Source organism: Streptomyces sediminimaris (assembly GCF_047049295.1).
GTDB classification, from domain to species: domain Bacteria; phylum Actinomycetota; class Actinomycetes; order Streptomycetales; family Streptomycetaceae; genus Streptomyces; species Streptomyces sediminimaris.
In genome coordinates this window covers 6696725-6712563 of the sequence record NZ_JBJWOT010000001.1, presented here as the reverse complement: position 1 = coordinate 6712563, position 15839 = coordinate 6696725, and the positions used below count along the sequence as shown (strand labels likewise).

12 protein-coding genes are annotated in these 15839 nt (G+C 73.1%); 4 read left to right on the top strand and 8 right to left on the bottom strand.

The window, feature by feature from the left end; all coding sequences use genetic code 11:
- Positions 1-13: 13 nt before the first annotated feature.
- The 6 genes from ACJ9NR_RS30790 to ACJ9NR_RS30765 form a co-directional block, all read right to left on the bottom strand.
- The gene (locus ACJ9NR_RS30790; protein WP_412491460.1) at positions 14-856 is read right to left on the bottom strand and encodes a nitrilase-related carbon-nitrogen hydrolase; all 843 of its coding nucleotides are present in this window, start codon (positions 854-856) and stop codon (positions 14-16) included.
- 155 nt (positions 857-1011) lie between these two features.
- Positions 1012-2604, bottom strand: a complete 1593-nt coding sequence (locus ACJ9NR_RS30785; protein ID WP_412491462.1) for a PucR family transcriptional regulator — start codon at positions 2602-2604, stop codon at positions 1012-1014.
- 27 nt (positions 2605-2631) lie between these two features.
- Positions 2632-3915 (bottom strand): aspartate aminotransferase family protein, encoded by a 1284-nt coding sequence (locus ACJ9NR_RS30780; protein WP_412491463.1) that lies wholly within the window; start codon positions 3913-3915, stop codon positions 2632-2634.
- A complete protein-coding gene (locus ACJ9NR_RS30775) occupies positions 3912-4754 on the bottom strand; it encodes a nitrilase-related carbon-nitrogen hydrolase (protein WP_412491464.1) in 843 nt (280 codons plus the stop codon). Before ACJ9NR_RS30775 ends, ACJ9NR_RS30780 begins: the two co-directional genes overlap by 4 nt.
- Before the next feature lie 166 nt (positions 4755-4920).
- Positions 4921-6471 carry a hypothetical protein gene (locus ACJ9NR_RS30770; RefSeq protein ID WP_412491465.1) on the bottom strand — a complete coding sequence of 517 codons (1551 nt, stop codon included), beginning with the start codon at positions 6469-6471 and terminating at the stop codon, positions 4921-4923.
- A 137-nt stretch (positions 6472-6608) separates the two neighbouring features.
- Positions 6609-6860, bottom strand: a complete 252-nt coding sequence (locus tag ACJ9NR_RS30765; RefSeq protein WP_412491466.1) for a helix-turn-helix domain-containing protein — start codon at positions 6858-6860, stop codon at positions 6609-6611.
- 57 nt (positions 6861-6917) lie between these two features.
- Between ACJ9NR_RS30765 and map the strand changes: the two genes are divergently transcribed.
- Positions 6918-7721, top strand: coding sequence for a type I methionyl aminopeptidase (gene map, locus ACJ9NR_RS30760; RefSeq protein ID WP_412491467.1), 804 nt, complete (start codon positions 6918-6920; stop codon positions 7719-7721).
- A gap of 195 nt (positions 7722-7916) precedes the next feature.
- Positions 7917-10457 carry an ATP-dependent Clp protease ATP-binding subunit gene (locus ACJ9NR_RS30755; RefSeq protein WP_412491468.1) on the top strand — a complete coding sequence of 847 codons (2541 nt, stop codon included), beginning with the start codon at positions 7917-7919 and terminating at the stop codon, positions 10455-10457.
- On the opposite strand, the gene ggt is transcribed toward ACJ9NR_RS30755, so the two are convergent.
- The gene (gene ggt, locus ACJ9NR_RS30750; protein WP_412491469.1) at positions 10458-12272 is read right to left on the bottom strand and encodes a gamma-glutamyltransferase; all 1815 of its coding nucleotides are present in this window, start codon (positions 12270-12272) and stop codon (positions 10458-10460) included.
- 104 nt (positions 12273-12376) lie between these two features.
- On the opposite strand from ggt, the gene ACJ9NR_RS30745 reads away from it, so the two are divergent.
- Positions 12377-13138 carry a hypothetical protein gene (locus tag ACJ9NR_RS30745; RefSeq protein WP_412491470.1) on the top strand — a complete coding sequence of 254 codons (762 nt, stop codon included), beginning with the start codon at positions 12377-12379 and terminating at the stop codon, positions 13136-13138.
- Between the two features lie 116 nt (positions 13139-13254).
- Positions 13255-14820, top strand: coding sequence for an alpha/beta fold hydrolase (locus ACJ9NR_RS30740; RefSeq protein ID WP_412491471.1), 1566 nt, complete (start codon positions 13255-13257; stop codon positions 14818-14820).
- A 421-nt stretch (positions 14821-15241) separates the two neighbouring features.
- On the opposite strand, the gene ACJ9NR_RS30735 is transcribed toward ACJ9NR_RS30740, so the two are convergent.
- The gene (locus ACJ9NR_RS30735; RefSeq protein ID WP_412491472.1) at positions 15242-15649 is read right to left on the bottom strand and encodes a DUF6278 family protein; all 408 of its coding nucleotides are present in this window, start codon (positions 15647-15649) and stop codon (positions 15242-15244) included.
- Between the last annotated feature and the right edge of the window lie 190 nt (positions 15650-15839).

The following is a 15839-nucleotide window of genomic DNA, read 5'->3' as shown; positions in this document are numbered from 1 at the left end:
CTGGACGGTTCGGTCAGGGTGCGGTCAGCGGCTCGTACGCCTCCGGGCGGCGGTCGCGGTAGAACTGCCAGCGGTCGCGCACCTCGCGCAGCTTGGCCAGGTCGAGGTCGCGCACGATCAGTTCGGTCTCCTTCTCGGAGGCCACCTCGCCGACGAACTGCGCCTCCGGGTCGACGAAGTAGGAGGTCCCGTAGAAGTCGTTGTCGCCGTACTCCTCGACGCCGACCCGGTTGATCGCGCCGACGAAGTACTCGTTGGCGACGGCCGCCGCCGGCTGCTCCAGCTGCCAGAGGTAGCGGGAGAGGCCGCGCGAGGTGGCCGACGGGTTGAAGACGATCTCCGCTCCGCCGAGGCCCAGCGCCCGCCAGCCCTCCGGGAAGTGGCGGTCGTAGCAGATGTAGACGCCGATCCTGCCGACGGCCGTGTCGAAGACCGGCCAGCCGCTGTTGCCCGGCCTGAAGTAGAACTTCTCCCAGAACCCCTGCACCTGGGGGATGTGGTGCTTGCGGTACTTGCCGAGGTAGGAGCCGTCCGCGTCGATCACCGCGGCCGTGTTGTAGAGGACGCCCGGCTGTTCCTCCTCGTACATCGGCAGGATCAGGACCAGGCCCAGTTCCCTGGCCAGCGCCTGGAAGCGCTGGACGACCGGGCCGTCCGGGATCCGCTCGGCGTACTCGTAGAAGGCCTTGTCCTGGACCTGGCAGAAGTAGGGTCCGTAGAACAGCTCCTGGAAGCACAGGACCCGGGCGCCCTGGGCGGCCGCGTCGCGGGCCGCCCGCTCGTGCACCTGGATCATCGATTCCTTGTCGCCCGTCCACGCGGTCTGGAAGAGGGCGGCACGGATCACTCGGCTCATCGGGACCTCCGGTCGCTCGGTGTGCCGGAAGCGTAGAAAGACCGGAAGTCGTCTTTGAGGTGCACGGTGTCACGCATCCGGCCCGTCGGCGTGTCACGGTGTCACCCTGTCCCAGGCCCATGTTTCACCGCCGTTTTCCGAGGTCGTGACGTGTTTCAGCGCTGTTGCGCGTCGTGCGCGAGGAGCGCGATGTGCACCGACGCGGCCTGCTCGAAGTCGTCGAGGTCGACGCCGAGACGGCTCTGTATGGCCTCCAGCCGGCGGTAGAGCGCGGGCCGGGAGACGTGGTGGAGCTGCGCGGTGCGGGACTTGTTGCGGCCGGTGGCGAGGTAGGTGCGCAGCACGGACAGCAGGTCGTCGCCGCCCGGGCACAGCAGCCCGTCCAGCTCCCGCTCCGCGAACGACTGCACCTGCGGATCGTCCCGCAGCAGCCGTACCAGGCCCCGCAGATGGACGTCCTTCAGCCGTACGACGCAGGGCGGGTCCAGGCCGGCCGAGGAGTCCGCCACGGCGTCGGCGACGTGCCGGGCCTCGCGCAGCCCGGCCGGCACCTCGTCCCAGGAGGTGCGGGGGTCGGCGGCGGCCACGACCGTCCGGCCGGCCTCCGAGCGCATCCTGGCCGCGAGGTTGGCCACGAGCGCCGGGGCGTCCTGGTCGCGGGCGAGGCTGAGCAGCACGACGGTGGCCCCGTCGGCCGGCTCGGCGACGAGACCGGGCAGGCCCAGCATCCGCAGCACCCGCTCGACCGGGGCGGGTTCACCGCCGCGCACGACCAGCGGCACGAAGGTGCGCCGGTTGACCGGCAGTCCGGCCGCACGCGCCCGCGGCAGCAGCTGCCGTGCCGGTACGACACCGCCGGCCAGGTCGGTCAGCAGGCTGTGCGCCGACTGCTCCTCCCAGCTGTGCGCCGCGGTGCCGCCGAGCATGCGGTGCAGGACGAGGGCCTCGGCGGCCCGGTCGGCGAGCAGCCGTCCGGTGGCGGTGCCGCCGCGGTAGCCGCACAGCACGATCCGGCCCCAGTGTTCGCCGCGCCCGCCGAGCTCGGCGCTGATCCAGCCGTCGCCCTCGCTGCCTCCCCCGGTGCCCGAAGGGCCCGGGCGGTGCCCCCATGCCTGCCGGGCGATGCGCTCCCAGTCACGCAGCACGTCGTCCACGGCGGGCCGCTCCCCGGCCGTGGCGAGGACGCGGTGGGCGAGGTTGGTGACGACGACCGGGCAGGCGCCGTGCCGGGCGACCTCGTCCAGGAGCCGTTGCAGCGGGGCGCCCGCGGTGATGAGGCCGGTCAGGGCCGTGCGCACGGACTCGGAGAGGCTGACCGCGGCGAACTTCCGCCGCACCAGCCGCGCCTGGACCTCCTCGGTCAGCTCCGCGAAGGGGAACGGCCGGTGCAGCACCACCATGGGCAGCCCGCAGCGCTCCGCCGCCCGGCGCATCACCTCCGGCGCGGCCGGGAACGCCCGCCCGAGGCCGAGCACGACGGCCGCCGCCTCCGCGCGGTGCAGCGAGCGGATGTACTCGGCCTGCTTCTCCTCGTCGCCGGCGAGCAGCACCCCTGTGGTGAGCACCATCTCGCCGCCGGTGAGCATCACGCCGACGTCGGGCGCCTCGGCCACATGCACCCAGCGCACCGGCCGGTCGAGCTGGCCCGCGCCGGCCACCACCTCGGGCTCCCCGGCGAGCACCCGTTCCAGGGCCAGCACCCGGCGCACCGAGAGCGCGGGTTCGAGGGTCCCGAAGGTGGTGGTCATGGCAGTCGTCCCTTGCTCGGTGCACCGCTACGACAGGCTCCTGAGAGCACGCTCGAGGATCGCGGCGCCCTCCTCGGCCTCCGCGACCGTGAGGGACAGCGGCGGCGCGATGCGCAGGGCGCTGGTGTCGTGTCCGCCGCCCTTGCCGATGAGCAGCCCGTCCGCGCGGGCCGCCTCCAGCACGGCGGACGCGGCCCCGGGATCCGCCTCGTCCGTGCCCGGCTTCACCAGCTCGACGCCGATCATCAGCCCGCGCCCGCGCACCTCCCGTACGTGCGGAACCTGCGCCGCGACGACCCGCAGCCGCTCCAGGAGCAGGCCGCCGACGCGCCGGGCGTTGCCCTGCAGGTCGTGTTCCAGCAGGTGGTTGAGGTTGGCGAGGCCCGCGGCCATGGTGATCTGGGTGCCGCCGAAGGTCGAGATGCTGTTGGCGTCCAGGCAGTTCATGATCTCGGCGCGGGCGACCACACCGCCGATGGAGCTGCCGTTGCCGATGCCCTTGGCGAAGGTGAGCAGGTCCGGCGGGCCGTTCTGCGCGTGGGCCTGCCAGCCCCAGAAGTGGTCGCCGGTGCGGCCCCAGCCGGTCTGCACCTCGTCGGCGATCCACAGGACGCCGTGTTCGGCGAGCACCTCGCGGAAGGCGGCGTAGAGGCCGTCCGGCGGGGAGGTGAAGCCACCGACGCCCTGGACGGGCTCGGCGATCAGGGCCGCGGGCGCCCGGGTGTGGCCGAGCAGGTCCTTGAGGTCCTCCACGCAGGCGGCGATGAACGCGTCGTCGCCGAGGGAGGCGTACGGGCCGCGGGTGCGGACGCCGCCGTGGACGTACAGGGTCTGCAGCGGGGAGAGCGAGGTCGGGGACCAGCCGCGGTTGCCGGTGATGCCGACCGCGCTGAAGGAGCGGCCGTGGTAGCTGTTGCGCATCGCCAGCAGCGTGTTGCTGCGCCGGTGGGTGGTGGCGAGCAGCAGGGCGGTGTCGTTGGCCTCGGTGCCGGAGGTGGTGAAGAAGACGCGGGCGTCCGGGATGCCGCTCAACCGGGCGATACGCTCGGCGAGTTCGACCATCGGCCGGTTGAGGTAGAGGGTGGAGGAGTGCAGGATCCGCCCGGCCTGCTCGCTGACCGCCTTGGTGACCTCGGGCAGCGCGTGCGCGGTCATGGTGGTGAGGATGCCGCCGAAGAAGTCCAGGTACCTGTTGCCGTCGGAGTCCCACACGTGCCGGCCCTCGCCGTGGGTGATCTCCAGCGGGTCCTCGTAGTAGAGGGCCAGCCAGTCGGGCAGCACCGAGCGGTGGCGTGCGTACAGGTCGTTCACGGCCGCACCAGCCCCTCGTAGGCGTCGGGTCGCCGGTCGCGGTAGAACGCCCACTGCCGGCGCACCTCCTCGATCAGGTCGAAGTCGAGGTCGCGCACCACCAGTTCCTCCTTGCTGTCACTGGCGACCTCGCCGACGAACTGTCCGCGCGGGTCGACGAAGTACGAGGTCCCGTAGAAGTCGTTGTCGCCGTACTCCTCCTGGCCGACGCGGTTGATCGCGGCGACGAAGTACTCGTTGGCGACGGCCGCGGCGGGCTGCTCCAGCCGCCACAGGTACGACGAGAGACCGCGGTGCGTGGCCGACGGGTTGTACACCAGCTGGGCTCCGTTGAGACCGAGCTGACGCCAGCCCTCGGGGAAGTGGCGGTCGTAGCAGATGTAGACGCCCACCTTGCCGACCGCGGTGTCGAAGACGGGCCAGCCCGCGTTGCCCGGCTTGAAGTAGAACTTCTCCCAGAAGCCCTCGACCTGCGGGATGTGGTGCTTGCGGTACTTGCCGAGGACGGTGCCGTCGGCGTCGATCACGGCCGCGGTGTTGTAGTAGAAGCCGGACTGCTCGACCTCGAAGACCGGCACGACGATCACCATGCCCGTCTCGCGGGCGAGCTCCCGCATCCGGCTCACGGTCGGCCCGTCGGGCACCGGCTCGGCCCAGCGGTAGTGCTCCGCGTCCTGCACCTGGCAGAAGTAGGGGCTGTTGAAGACCTCCTGGAAGCCGATGATCCGCGCGCCCTGCCGGGCCGCCTCCCGGGCGTGCTCCTCGTGTTTCGCCACCATGGACTCGGTGTCGCCGGTCCAGGTCGCCTGGACCAGAGCGGCACGTACGACGTTGGCCATGAGCTGCTCCTTCGGCGTGTCGTCAGAGCCTCTACGCCCGTAGACGGGGCCGTAGAGGGATGAACGTAAGCCTCCGGGAGAGCCTTGCCAAGACCATCGCCGTCAACCCGCCAAGTCGATCACGTTTCGCACTCCTGTGGGTGAGCGGCAGGGGTGGCCGGGGGCGTCAGGTGGCGAAACCGGCGACCCGGAGGGCGTGCACCAGATCCCAGTGTCGCTCCTGCGAGACGCCCCGCGCAGCCCCGAGCAGCAGCGGTACGAGGACCCGCGGGTCGGGCTCGGCGCTGCGGGCCGCCTCCTCGGGGGTGCGGACGCGGACGTAGGCGTCGAGCAGCGCCTCCACCTCGCGGCTGCGGCCGTCCGCGGCCAGTCCCAGCACGGCCTGACCCATCTCGGCGGCGGGCCGGGCGACGCCCTGGCGCAGGATCTGCTCGCCGTCCGCCCCGCGCCCGGCCCCGGCCAGCGCGTCCGCCGCCGCGACCAGCCGGCCCGCGGGCAGCGAGGCGGCCTCCCACAGCAGCGTCGCCCAGTCGGCGCCGAGCCCGGCCCGCCAGAGTTCCTCGGCCAGCAGCGGCAGGCGGGCGGGGGGCCAGTGGGCGGCCTCGGCGAGCAGGACGTGCGCCTCGCCGGTCCGGCCCTCCGCCCGCAGCCCGGCGAGGTCGGCGACGGCCCCGGCGACCTCGCGCGCGTCCGCCCCGTCCACCTCCGCGGTCCGCGGCCGCGGCGGCTCGGGCGACTCGGTGGCGGCCCCGGCGAACCGGGCCCCGCGCGGGACACGCCCGCCGGCGTCCGGGGCGGGCAGAACCAGCCCGGCAGTGGGCGGTACGACGACGGGCGCGCTCTCCTCCTCGGCCATCCCGGCGAAGCGGGCACTGCCTCGGCGGCGCCTGCGCTGCCGGTGACCGGGGGGCGGCGGCTCGGGGGCGGGGGCCGGTGACGGTGACTCAGGGGCGGAGTGCGGTGACTCGGGGGCCGGTGACGGTGACTCAGGGGCGGAGTGCGGTGATGCGGCAGCGGGGTGCGGTGTCACGGGAGCGGGGTCCGGTGATGCGGCAGCGGGGTGCGGTGTCACGGGAGCGGGAAGCGGCGGTTCGGGCGCGGGCGGCCGTCGGGTGGGGCCCGGGTGACGCGCGGTGGGCGCGGACCGCGGCGCCGGGGCGGCCGCGCGGGGCGCGCCGGCATTGTCCGGGCCGCGGGCGTGCCCGGGCGTCCGCCGGTCCATCTCGTCCATGCGGGCGCGCAGTTCCGCGCAGCGGGCGGTGGCCCGCGCGTGGTCGTCGCGGGCCCAGGCGAGGTCCAGGCGGAGCGCGTCGGTCTCCTGCCGGGTGGCGGCGGAGGCGATCAGGCGGTCCAGTTCGAGCCGGCGTTCGGCAGCGTAGCGCTGCTCGCGCAGCATGACGTCGAGGCGGTCGCCCAGCGCCTCCCTCCCGCCGGGACGGCCGTCGTACGCGGCGACCGCGGCGGTGTGCAGCGGGCGGGCCCGCTGCGACTCCCGGGCCGCGGCCGGAGCGCCGTAGCCGGCGGCGAGGTCCTGCAGCAGCGCCTCGACCACGTCCCACGGCGGCACCTCACGCCCGTCGAGACAGGCCCGCATGCCGTCCGGGTCGCGGTGCCAGAAGACCGCGCACCACCCGCCGCCCTGGTCGAGGCGGCCCAGCAGGCCGTTGAGGTAGTTCGCGAACTCCCGCACCCGGCCCGGGAGTTGATCCACAGCCATCGCCGACTCCCGCCCGACCGGAACACTCCGGTTCCGTAGGCAACACCAGCCGTGTTACGGCGGTGCTACGGGGAGTTTTCGGGGGGCGTGCGGATGGATGCCGCATTGCCCGATCTTGACCGAGGCGCGTCACGGAGTCACACGGGCACCAGGGCGCACCGCTCGACCAGTTCGTCCATCGACAGGCCGAGCGCGCGGGCGAGCGCGGCGACGGTGAAGAAGGCCGGAGTCGGCGCCCGCCCGGTCTCGATCTTGCGGAGCGTCTCCGCGGAGATCCCGGCCTCGGCCGCCACGTCCGTCATGCTCCGCCCGCCGCGGGCCTCGCGGAGCAGCCCGCCGAGCCGTTCACCGCGTTCGCGCTCTTCGGGGGTGAGAGGGGTGCGCACCATGCCGCCATTCTAAGCCCGGATTTCAACCCGGTCGAGAAAGCCGGTATATTAATTGGCATGGTGGAACTGAAGACGGACACATCGATCGACGCCATGTACGAGGCGGGGCAGGTCACCGGTCGGGCCCTGACGGCCGTACGGCACGCCGCCCGCGTGGGGGTATCCCTGCTGGAGCTCGACGAGGTGGCCCGGGCGGTGCTGCGCGAGGCCGGAGCGTCCTCGCCCTTCCTCGGCTACCGCCCCTCCTTCGCGCCGACCCCCTTCCCGGCCGTCATCTGCGCCTCCGTCAACGAGGCGATCGTGCACGGCATCCCGACCGGCTACCGCCTGCGCGACGGCGACCTGGTCTCGATCGACTGCGGCGCCGAACTGGGCGGCTGGGCGAGCGACTCGGCGATCAGCTTCGTCGTCGGCGCGCCGCGCCCGGCGGACGTACGGCTGATCGAGACGGCGGAACGCGCGCTGGCGGCCGGCATCGGCGCCGCGGTCGTCGGCAACCGCACGGGCGACATCGCGCACGCGGTCGGCACGGTGTGCCGGGACGGCGGTTACGGCATCCCGCAGGGCTTCGGCGGGCACGGCGTGGGCCGCCGGATGCACGAGGAGCCGGACGTGCCGAACGAGGGGCGCCCCGGCCGCGGCTTCCCCCTGCGGCACGGCATGGTCGTCGCCATCGAGCCCATGCTGATCGGCGGCGGCCGGGACGGCTACCACGAGGCGGCCGACGGCTGGACCCTGTGCACGAACGACGGCTCGCGCGCGGCCCATGTGGAGCACACGGTGGCGATCACGGAGACCGGGCCGCGGGTACTCACCGAGCGGTCGTCGCAGCGGCGCCCGGACACCCGCCGACGCCCCTGACGTGCCCCCGTCCGAGGACGCCCGGACACCCACCCGCGCTCCCGGCACGCCCTCGCCCGCGCTCCCGACATGCCCCCGTCCTGACGCCGTGCGAAGGTGGTGTGACCGGGCCCTGTTCGGGGCACCCGCGTGGGCCAGCACGTCGACCAGCGAGCGCGTCCCGGGCCGCGCCTCGGGACGCCGGAACGGAAGGCCATGACCAGCGGTTTCAGCGGACCTGAGGGCTACGACCCCTTCGGCGAATTCCTCGCCCGCTTCTTCGGCGGCCCGCGACCGGGCCCCCGGCAGATCGACATCGGCAGGCTGCTCAGTCAGCCCGCCCGCGAGCTGGTCCGCGGGGCCGCGCAGTACGCGGCCGAGCACGGCAGCCGGGACCTCGACACACAGCACCTGCTGCGCGCCGCGCTGTCCAGCGAGCCGACCCGCAGCCTGCTCAGCCGGGCCGGCGCGGACCCCGACTCGCTGGCGTCGGAGATCGACGAGCGCTCCGGCCCGGCCCAGCACACGGCGCAGGACGCTCCGCCGCCCACCTCGCTCTCGCTCACCCCGGCCGTCAAGCGCGCCCTGCTCGACGCCCACGACCTGGCGCGGGCCAGCGGCGCCGGCTACATCGGCCCCGAGCACGTGCTCAGCGCCCTGGCCGCGAACCCCGACTCGGCCGCCGGCCACATCCTCAACGCGGCCCGCTTCGCCTCCTCCGGGCTGCCGCCCGAGGCCCCGGAGGCGGCCCCGCCGCGCGGCGGCGAACGCCCCCGCCCCACCGACACGCCCACCCTCGACAAGTACGGCCGCGATCTGACCGACCTGGCCCGGCAGGGCCGAATCGACCCGGTCATCGGCCGGGACCAGGAGATCGAGCAGACCATCGAGGTGCTCTCCCGGCGCGGCAAGAACAACCCGGTGCTCATCGGTGACGCGGGCGTCGGCAAGACCGCCATCGTGGAGGGGCTCGCACAGCGCATCGCCGACGGCGACGTGCCCGACGTGCTGCTCGGACGGCGGGTGTTCGCCCTCGACCTGACCGGTGTGGTCGCCGGCACCCGCTACCGGGGGGACTTCGAGGAGCGCCTGAACAACATCGTCGGCGAGATCCGGGCCAACTCCGAGAAGCTGATCGTCTTCATCGACGAGGTGCACACCGTCGTCGGCGCCGGAGGCGGCGGCGAGGGCGGGGCCATGGACGCCGGCAACATCCTCAAGCCGGCGCTCGCCCGCGGCGAGCTGCACATCGTCGGCGCCACCACGCTGGAGGAGTTCCGCCGGATCGAGAAGGACGCGGCGCTGGCCCGCCGCTTCCAGCCGATCCTGGTGCCGGAGCCGACCGTGCCGGACACCGTCGAGATCCTGCGCGGGCTGCGCGACCGCTACGAGGCCCACCACCAGGTCCGCTACACCGACGAGGCCCTGGTGGCCGCCGTTGAGCTGTCCGACCGCTATCTCACCGACCGCCGTCTGCCCGACAAGGCCATCGACCTGATCGACCAGGCCGGCGCCCGGGTGCGGCTGCGGGCGCGCACCAAGGGCACCGACGTCCGCGCCCTGGAGCGCGAGATCGACCAGCTGACCTGCGACAAGGACCAGGCGGTCGCCGACGAGCAGTACGAGCGGGCGATGCAGTTGCGCGACCGTATCGCGGAACTGAAGCAGCAGGTCGCGGACACCGACGGCGGGGACAAGGCCGACGAGGGGCAGCTGGAGGTGACGGCCGAGGCGATCGCCGAGGTGGTGTCCCGGCAGACGGGCATCCCGGTCAGCAGCCTGACCCAGGAGGAGAAGGAGCGGCTGCTCGGCCTGGAGGAGCACCTCCATCAGCGGGTGGTCGGCCAGGACGAGGCCGTCGGCGTGGTCTCCGAGGCGGTCCTGCGCTCCCGCGCCGGTCTGGCCAGCCCCGACCGGCCGATCGGCAGCTTCCTCTTCCTCGGACCGACCGGCGTCGGCAAGACCGAGCTGGCCCGCGCCCTCGCCGAGGCCCTGTTCGGCAGCGAGGAGCGCATGGTCCGCCTGGACATGAGCGAGTACCAGGAACGCCACACCGTCAGCCGGCTGGTCGGGGCCCCGCCCGGGTACGTCGGCCACGAGGAGGCCGGCCAGCTCACCGAGGTGGTGCGCAGGCACCCGTACTCGCTGCTCCTGCTCGACGAGGTGGAGAAGGCGCACCCGGACGTCTTCAACATCCTGCTCCAGGTGCTCGACGACGGGCGGCTGACCGACTCCCAGGGCCGCACGGTCGACTTCACCAACACGGTCATCGTGATGACCAGCAACCTCGGCTCCGAGGCGATCACCCGGCGCGGCGCCGGCATCGGTTTCGGAGCGGGCGGCGCGGAGGCCGACGAGGAGGCGCGGCGCGAGCAGATCCTGCGGCCGCTGCGCGAGCACTTCCGGCCGGAGTTCCTCAACCGCATCGACGAGATCGTCGTCTTCCGCCAGCTCACCGGCGACCAACTGCGCCGGATCACCGACCTGTTGCTGGAGCAGACCCGCCGGCTGCTGCACGCGCAGGGCGTCACGGTCGAGTTCACCGGCCCGGCCGTCGACTGGCTCGCCGAGCGGGGCTACCAGCCCGAGTACGGGGCCCGCCCGCTGCGCCGCACCATCCAGCGCGAGGTCGACAACCAGCTCTCCCGGCTGCTGCTCGACGGCCGGGTCCAGGAGGGCGGCCGGGTGACGGTGGACGCCGAGGACGGCCGGCTGGCGTTCCGCACGGAGGACCTGCCGACCGCCCCCGAACTCTGATCAGCGCGCGGGACGCACCACCATCGCGGAACCCCCGCCCCGGCGCACCTTCTCGGCGGCGGCCAGCCACCTGCCGCCCGGCAGCCGCTGGACGCCGGTCGCCGCGCCGATCTCCGGGTTGCGGGTGAAGGCGTGCCCGACGGCCTCCAGCCGGGCGCGCGGGCCGGCCGGGCCGGTGTCGTCGTAGAGCGCCGGCTCGAGGTCCGTCCTGGCGGTGTTGCGCTGGCTGGCGCGCGGCGCGGCGATGGCGTCGACGAGCGGCAGGCCGCGGTCGAGGAACTCCGTCAGCGTCTGCAGCACCGTGGTGATGATGGTCGAGCCACCGGGTGAACCGAGCGCCACCACGGGCCGGTTGTGCCGGTCGAGCACGATCGTCGGCGAGATCGACGAGCGCGGCCGCTTGCCGGGGCCGGGCAGGTTCGGGTCGTGCACGGCCGGGTTCGCCGGGGTGAAGGAGAAGTCCGTCAGTTCGTTGTTGAGCAGGAACCCGCGGCCGGGCACGGTCATCGCGCTGCCCCCGGTCTGCTCGATGGTGAGCGTGTAGGAGACCACGTTCCCCCACTTGTCGGCCACCGTGAGATGGGTGGTGTCGTCGCCCTCGTACGTGGTCGGGGCCGCCGTGCCGCCGCTGCCGCAGGAGGCCGGACGCCGTGGGTCGCCGGGCGCCACCGGGCTGGTGAGGACCGCGTCGTCCCTGATCAGACAGGCCCGCGAGTCGGCGTAGCGCTGCGAGAGGAGTTCCCTCGTGGGCACGTCCTCCTGGGCGGGGTCGCCCACCCAGCGCCCGCGGTCGGCGAACGCGATCCGGCTCGCCTCGAGGTAGTGGTGCAGGTACTGCGCCTCGCTCGCCCTCGAGAGGTCCGTCCGCTCCAGGATGTTGAGCGCCTCGCCGACGGTGGTGCCGCCGGAGGAGGAGGGCGCGATGGAGTAGACGCCGAGACCGCGGTACGAGATCCGGGTGGGCGCCTGGAGTTCGGCGCGGTAGGCCGCGAGATCCTTGCCGGAGAGCTTGCCGGGGCGGGCGTTCCAGCCCGAGCCGGGGTCGACCGGCGGCTTGTTCACGGTGCGGACGATGTCCTCGCCGAGGTCGCCGTGGTAGATCGCGCCGACGCCCTTCCTCGCCAGCTCCTCGTAGGTGCGGGCGAGTTCGGGGTTCTTGAAGGTGGAGCCGACCGCCGGGAGCCGTCCGCCGGGCAGGAACAGCTTCGCCGTGGCGGGGAAGTAGCGGAAGCGGGTCTCGTTCGAGGCGGTCTGCGCGCGGAAGGTGCCGTCGACGGTGAAGCCGTGCCGGGCGATGCGCTCGGCGGGCCTCAGCACCGTCCCGAGCCTCCTGCTGCCCCACTGCTCGAGCGCGGTCTGCCAGGTGGCCGCCGTGCCGGGTGTGCCGACGCTCAGCCCGCTGCTGACGGCGTCGGCGAAGGCGAGCGGCTCGCCGTTCTCCAGGAACAGACCGGAGTCGGCGGTCAGGGGGGCCGTCTCCCGGCCGTCGATGGTGTGCACGGTGCGGGATGCGGCGTCGTAGTAGACGAAGTAGCCGCCGCCTCCGATGCCGGAGGAGTAGGGCTCGGTGACGCCGAGTGCGGCGGCCGTGGCGACGGCCGCGTCGACCGCGTTGCCGCCCTTGCGCAGGACCTCGATGCCCGCGGCGGTGGCGTCCGCGTCGACGCTCGAGACGGCGCCGCCGTAGCCGACGGCCACGGGGGCTTTCGCGGGGGTGCCGGTCTTCGGCGCGGCGGGTGGCGCCGCCGCGCACACCGACACCACGGCGGCCGCGACCGCCAGGACCGACAGCTTCCGTGCCACAGGACGACGCATGCGCACCTCCGGTGAGGGACCGTCAGCGCAGCTTAATCCAACGGCATGTCCCCGTCAGGAACGGCTCGAACACGGTTTCCCGGCGCCCGCTAGCATGCGCGCCCATGAATGACGACGTACGCAACATCGTCCTGGGCGTGGTCGCCGCCGGTGTCAGTGCCGCGCTCGGCTGGCTGGCCCGCACCTACCTGTGGAAGCGGAAACTGCGCCGCAAGCAGGCGTTCTTCGGGCTGCCGGACAACTCCGAGTCACTGCTCGTGGTGAACCGCGGGGCCGGCGGGCCCGAACTGACGGTGATGCGCTACGACGTGTTCGCCCTGCTCGAACTCGCCGCCCTCATCAAGGACTGCAACGCCCATGCCCAGATACTCGCGCACGACGCGGCCCGCCAGGGCTTCGGCGAACGCACCGAGTTCTGTGTGGGCGGCCCGGCGTCCAACCGGCGCATGGTGGCGCATCTGGCCTCCATGCTCCCCGGGGTGCGGGTGAACGTGGACGCCGAACCCGGCCCCGACCGCGGCGCCTTCCAGATCGGCACGGAGCGCTACCGCGTGCAGCCGGGCCGGGAGGAGTACGCGCTGCTCGCCCGGCTGACGGCCGGCCAGAGCCCGAACGTCCGGCCCGTCTTCCTCTTCTGCGGCCAGACCGCCATCACCAACCAGGCCGCCACCCGCTATCTCGCCCGCAACCACGAGCGCCTCAGCCGCAAGCACGGCAACGGTTCCTTCGTGCTGCTGCTGAAGGTCGTCAACTCCCAGGCGTACGGCCCCGACGTCGTCGAACTGGTCGCGGACGTGACGCGCGCGGCGCAGGCGGAACTGCCCGCGGCGAGTGCGGCCACGCGCAGTTCGCACCGCGCGTCCTGAGGGTCCGGCCCGTGCCGACAACCTTTACCGGCACGTAACTTACCGGCGGGTTACTTCCGGTGGGAGCCCGAGGTTACTGTCTGGTCACTTTGCACTGACACGAGTGAGGAGGGACCGTGGGACCCCATCGCAAGGCCCTGCGCACGACCGCCGCGGGTGCCGTCTGCGCGACCCTGATCGCCGCCGGCGCCCTCGGGCTCGCCCCCACCGCGCAGGCCGCGGACGCCGTCCGTTTCGTCGACATCACCGGCGACGGGGGCGTCGTGCTGAAGGCGAACGTCGTCTTGCCCGCGGGAGCGGACGGCACCCGCCGGTACCCGCTCCTGGTGCTCCCGACGAGCTGGGGCTTCCCCCAGGTCGAATACCTCGCCCAGGCGCGCAGACTCGCGAACCGGGGCTATGTCGTGGTGAGTTACAACGTGCGCGGCTTCTGGCAGTCCGGCGGCGAGATCGACGTGGCGGGACCGCCCGACACGGCCGACGCGTCCAGGGTCATCGACTGGGCGCTCGCCCACACCCCGGCGGACGCGCGGCGCATCGGCATGGCGGGCGTCTCCTACGGCGCCGGCATCAGCCTGCTCGCCGCCGCGCACGACAGACGGATCAAGGCGGTGGCGTCCCTCAGCGGCTGGGCCGATCTCGTCGGATCGATCTACTCCGGCCGCACCGAGCACGTCGAGGCCACCGCGCTGCTGGACGGCGCGAGCCTGGTCACCGGCCGTCAGAGCCCCGAGACCCGCCGGGTGCTCGACGACTTCTACGCCTCCGACCCGGCCAGGGAGCAGGAGCTCATCGCATGGGGGAAGAAACGTTCCCCCGGGACCTACGTGGACCAGCTCAACAAGAACGGCACGGCGGTCATGCTCGCCGACTCCTGGGGCGACACGATCTTCCCGCCCAACCAGAACGCGGACTTCTACGAGCGGCTGACCGGACCCAAGCGCCTCGAACTCCGCCCCGGCGACCACGCGACCGCCGAGCTGCCCGGGCTGCTCGGACTGCCCAACGACGTCTGGACCGACACCGAGCGCTGGTTCGACCACTACCTGGAGGGCGCGGACAACGGGATCGGCCGCGAGGCGCCGGTGCGGCTGGAGTCCCGCTCCACGGGCGGCTACGAGGTCTATCCGGACTGGAAGTCGGTGGCCGCCACCGAGCGGAAGATCGCCCTGGGCGGCACCACCACGATCCACACCAACGTCGACTCCGGCGCCGACGGCGGGATCGTCTTCCTCTCCAGCATCCTCGACCAGGTGGCCAGGCTCCCCCCGCTCGCCTGGGTCCCCCTGCTCCCCCGCCGCTGGGCCGCCGTATGGCAGTCGGAGCGGTACGGCACGGTCCAGCGGATCCGCGGCACGGCGAAGCTGCACACCACCCTCACGCCGACCAAGGAGAGCGGCACCCTCGTCGCCTACCTCTACGACGTGGGGCCGCTCGGCCTCGGCAAGCTGGTCAGCAACGCGCCGTACACCTTCCACGGGCGCACGCCCGGAAAGCCGTTCGGTCTCGACCTGGACCTGTTCTCCACGGCCTACGACGTCCCGGCAGGGCACCGGCTCGCCCTGGTCGTCGACACGGTCGACCCGCTCTACATCGAGCACAACCCGTCCGGCGCTCAGCTGACCTTCTCCTCGCCGGCGGACGACCCGTCGTACGTGTCGGTTCCGCTGCGCGAGCAGTGATCTCCGGCTGCCGCCGGGCGGGTGGGCTCTTCGGCTCAGTGCCCCGGGGCCCCGGGCGGCGGGCCCCCGGGCGGGAAGGGGCTTCGCCCGCCGCCCGGGCCGGCTGCCGTCACGGGCCGGTCGGCCGGCGTGCCCCGCGGGGCCCGGAAGCCGGCGGGACCGCTTGTGGGCGTCCTCCTTCGATGACCACGACCACCTCCCCCTGGCCGGTGGTGAGGCCGATGCCCTGCAGGACATTCAGCTCCCCGGAACACCTGTTGACGTCATGGAGTGCGATCAACGGATCGACGGCCATACGCAGCCCTACCCACTCTCAGCTGTGTCGTCCTTTCGGCAAACTATCCGGGCCAGGGGGGAGCGATCGCACGACACGCACTTTCCGGGCATAAGCCGTATTTACGTCGATCTTAGGTCCAACGGGTCACGCCTCCGCGACCTCGGCGTACAACTGCGAGAGCTCGGGCGCCCCGCTCACGGCCCATTCGTGCCCGGAGGCGACGACGTCGAACTCGCGGCCGGAGGCCAGCCGTACGACCGGCTGGCCGCTCGGCCAGATCTCCCAGGCGGCACCGGGCACGGTGTGCACGATGACGGTGCCCAGGTACAGGCCGGCGTCGTTGCCGAGCCAGTGCAGCACCTCTTCGTCATCCCTCCAGCGCGGCAGCAACTGATCCAGCGCCTCCAACGAGGCCGCGGAGTCGTCCAGCCGGACGCCGTCCTGGGCCGCCTGGGAACGCAGCAGCTCGCACTCGGCAAGGAGCTCGGCGATCCCCTCCGGGTCGGGGACGCCCTGACTCTCCTGCCGGTGGCCCAGAAAAGGGATCTTCATACACCCAGCGTGTCACTCGCACCGGTGTGCGCACCACAGGCGCGCGGGCAGTCGCTGCGCGCTGATGTCACGCCGGGCCGGTGCGGGACACCTCGGCGGGGCCCCGGCCGTCTCACCCGCATCACCCCGCGACTTGCGCCCCGCCGGCAGCGGGCTCCGTGTCGGGGCGATCCCGACAACGCGGCGAGCG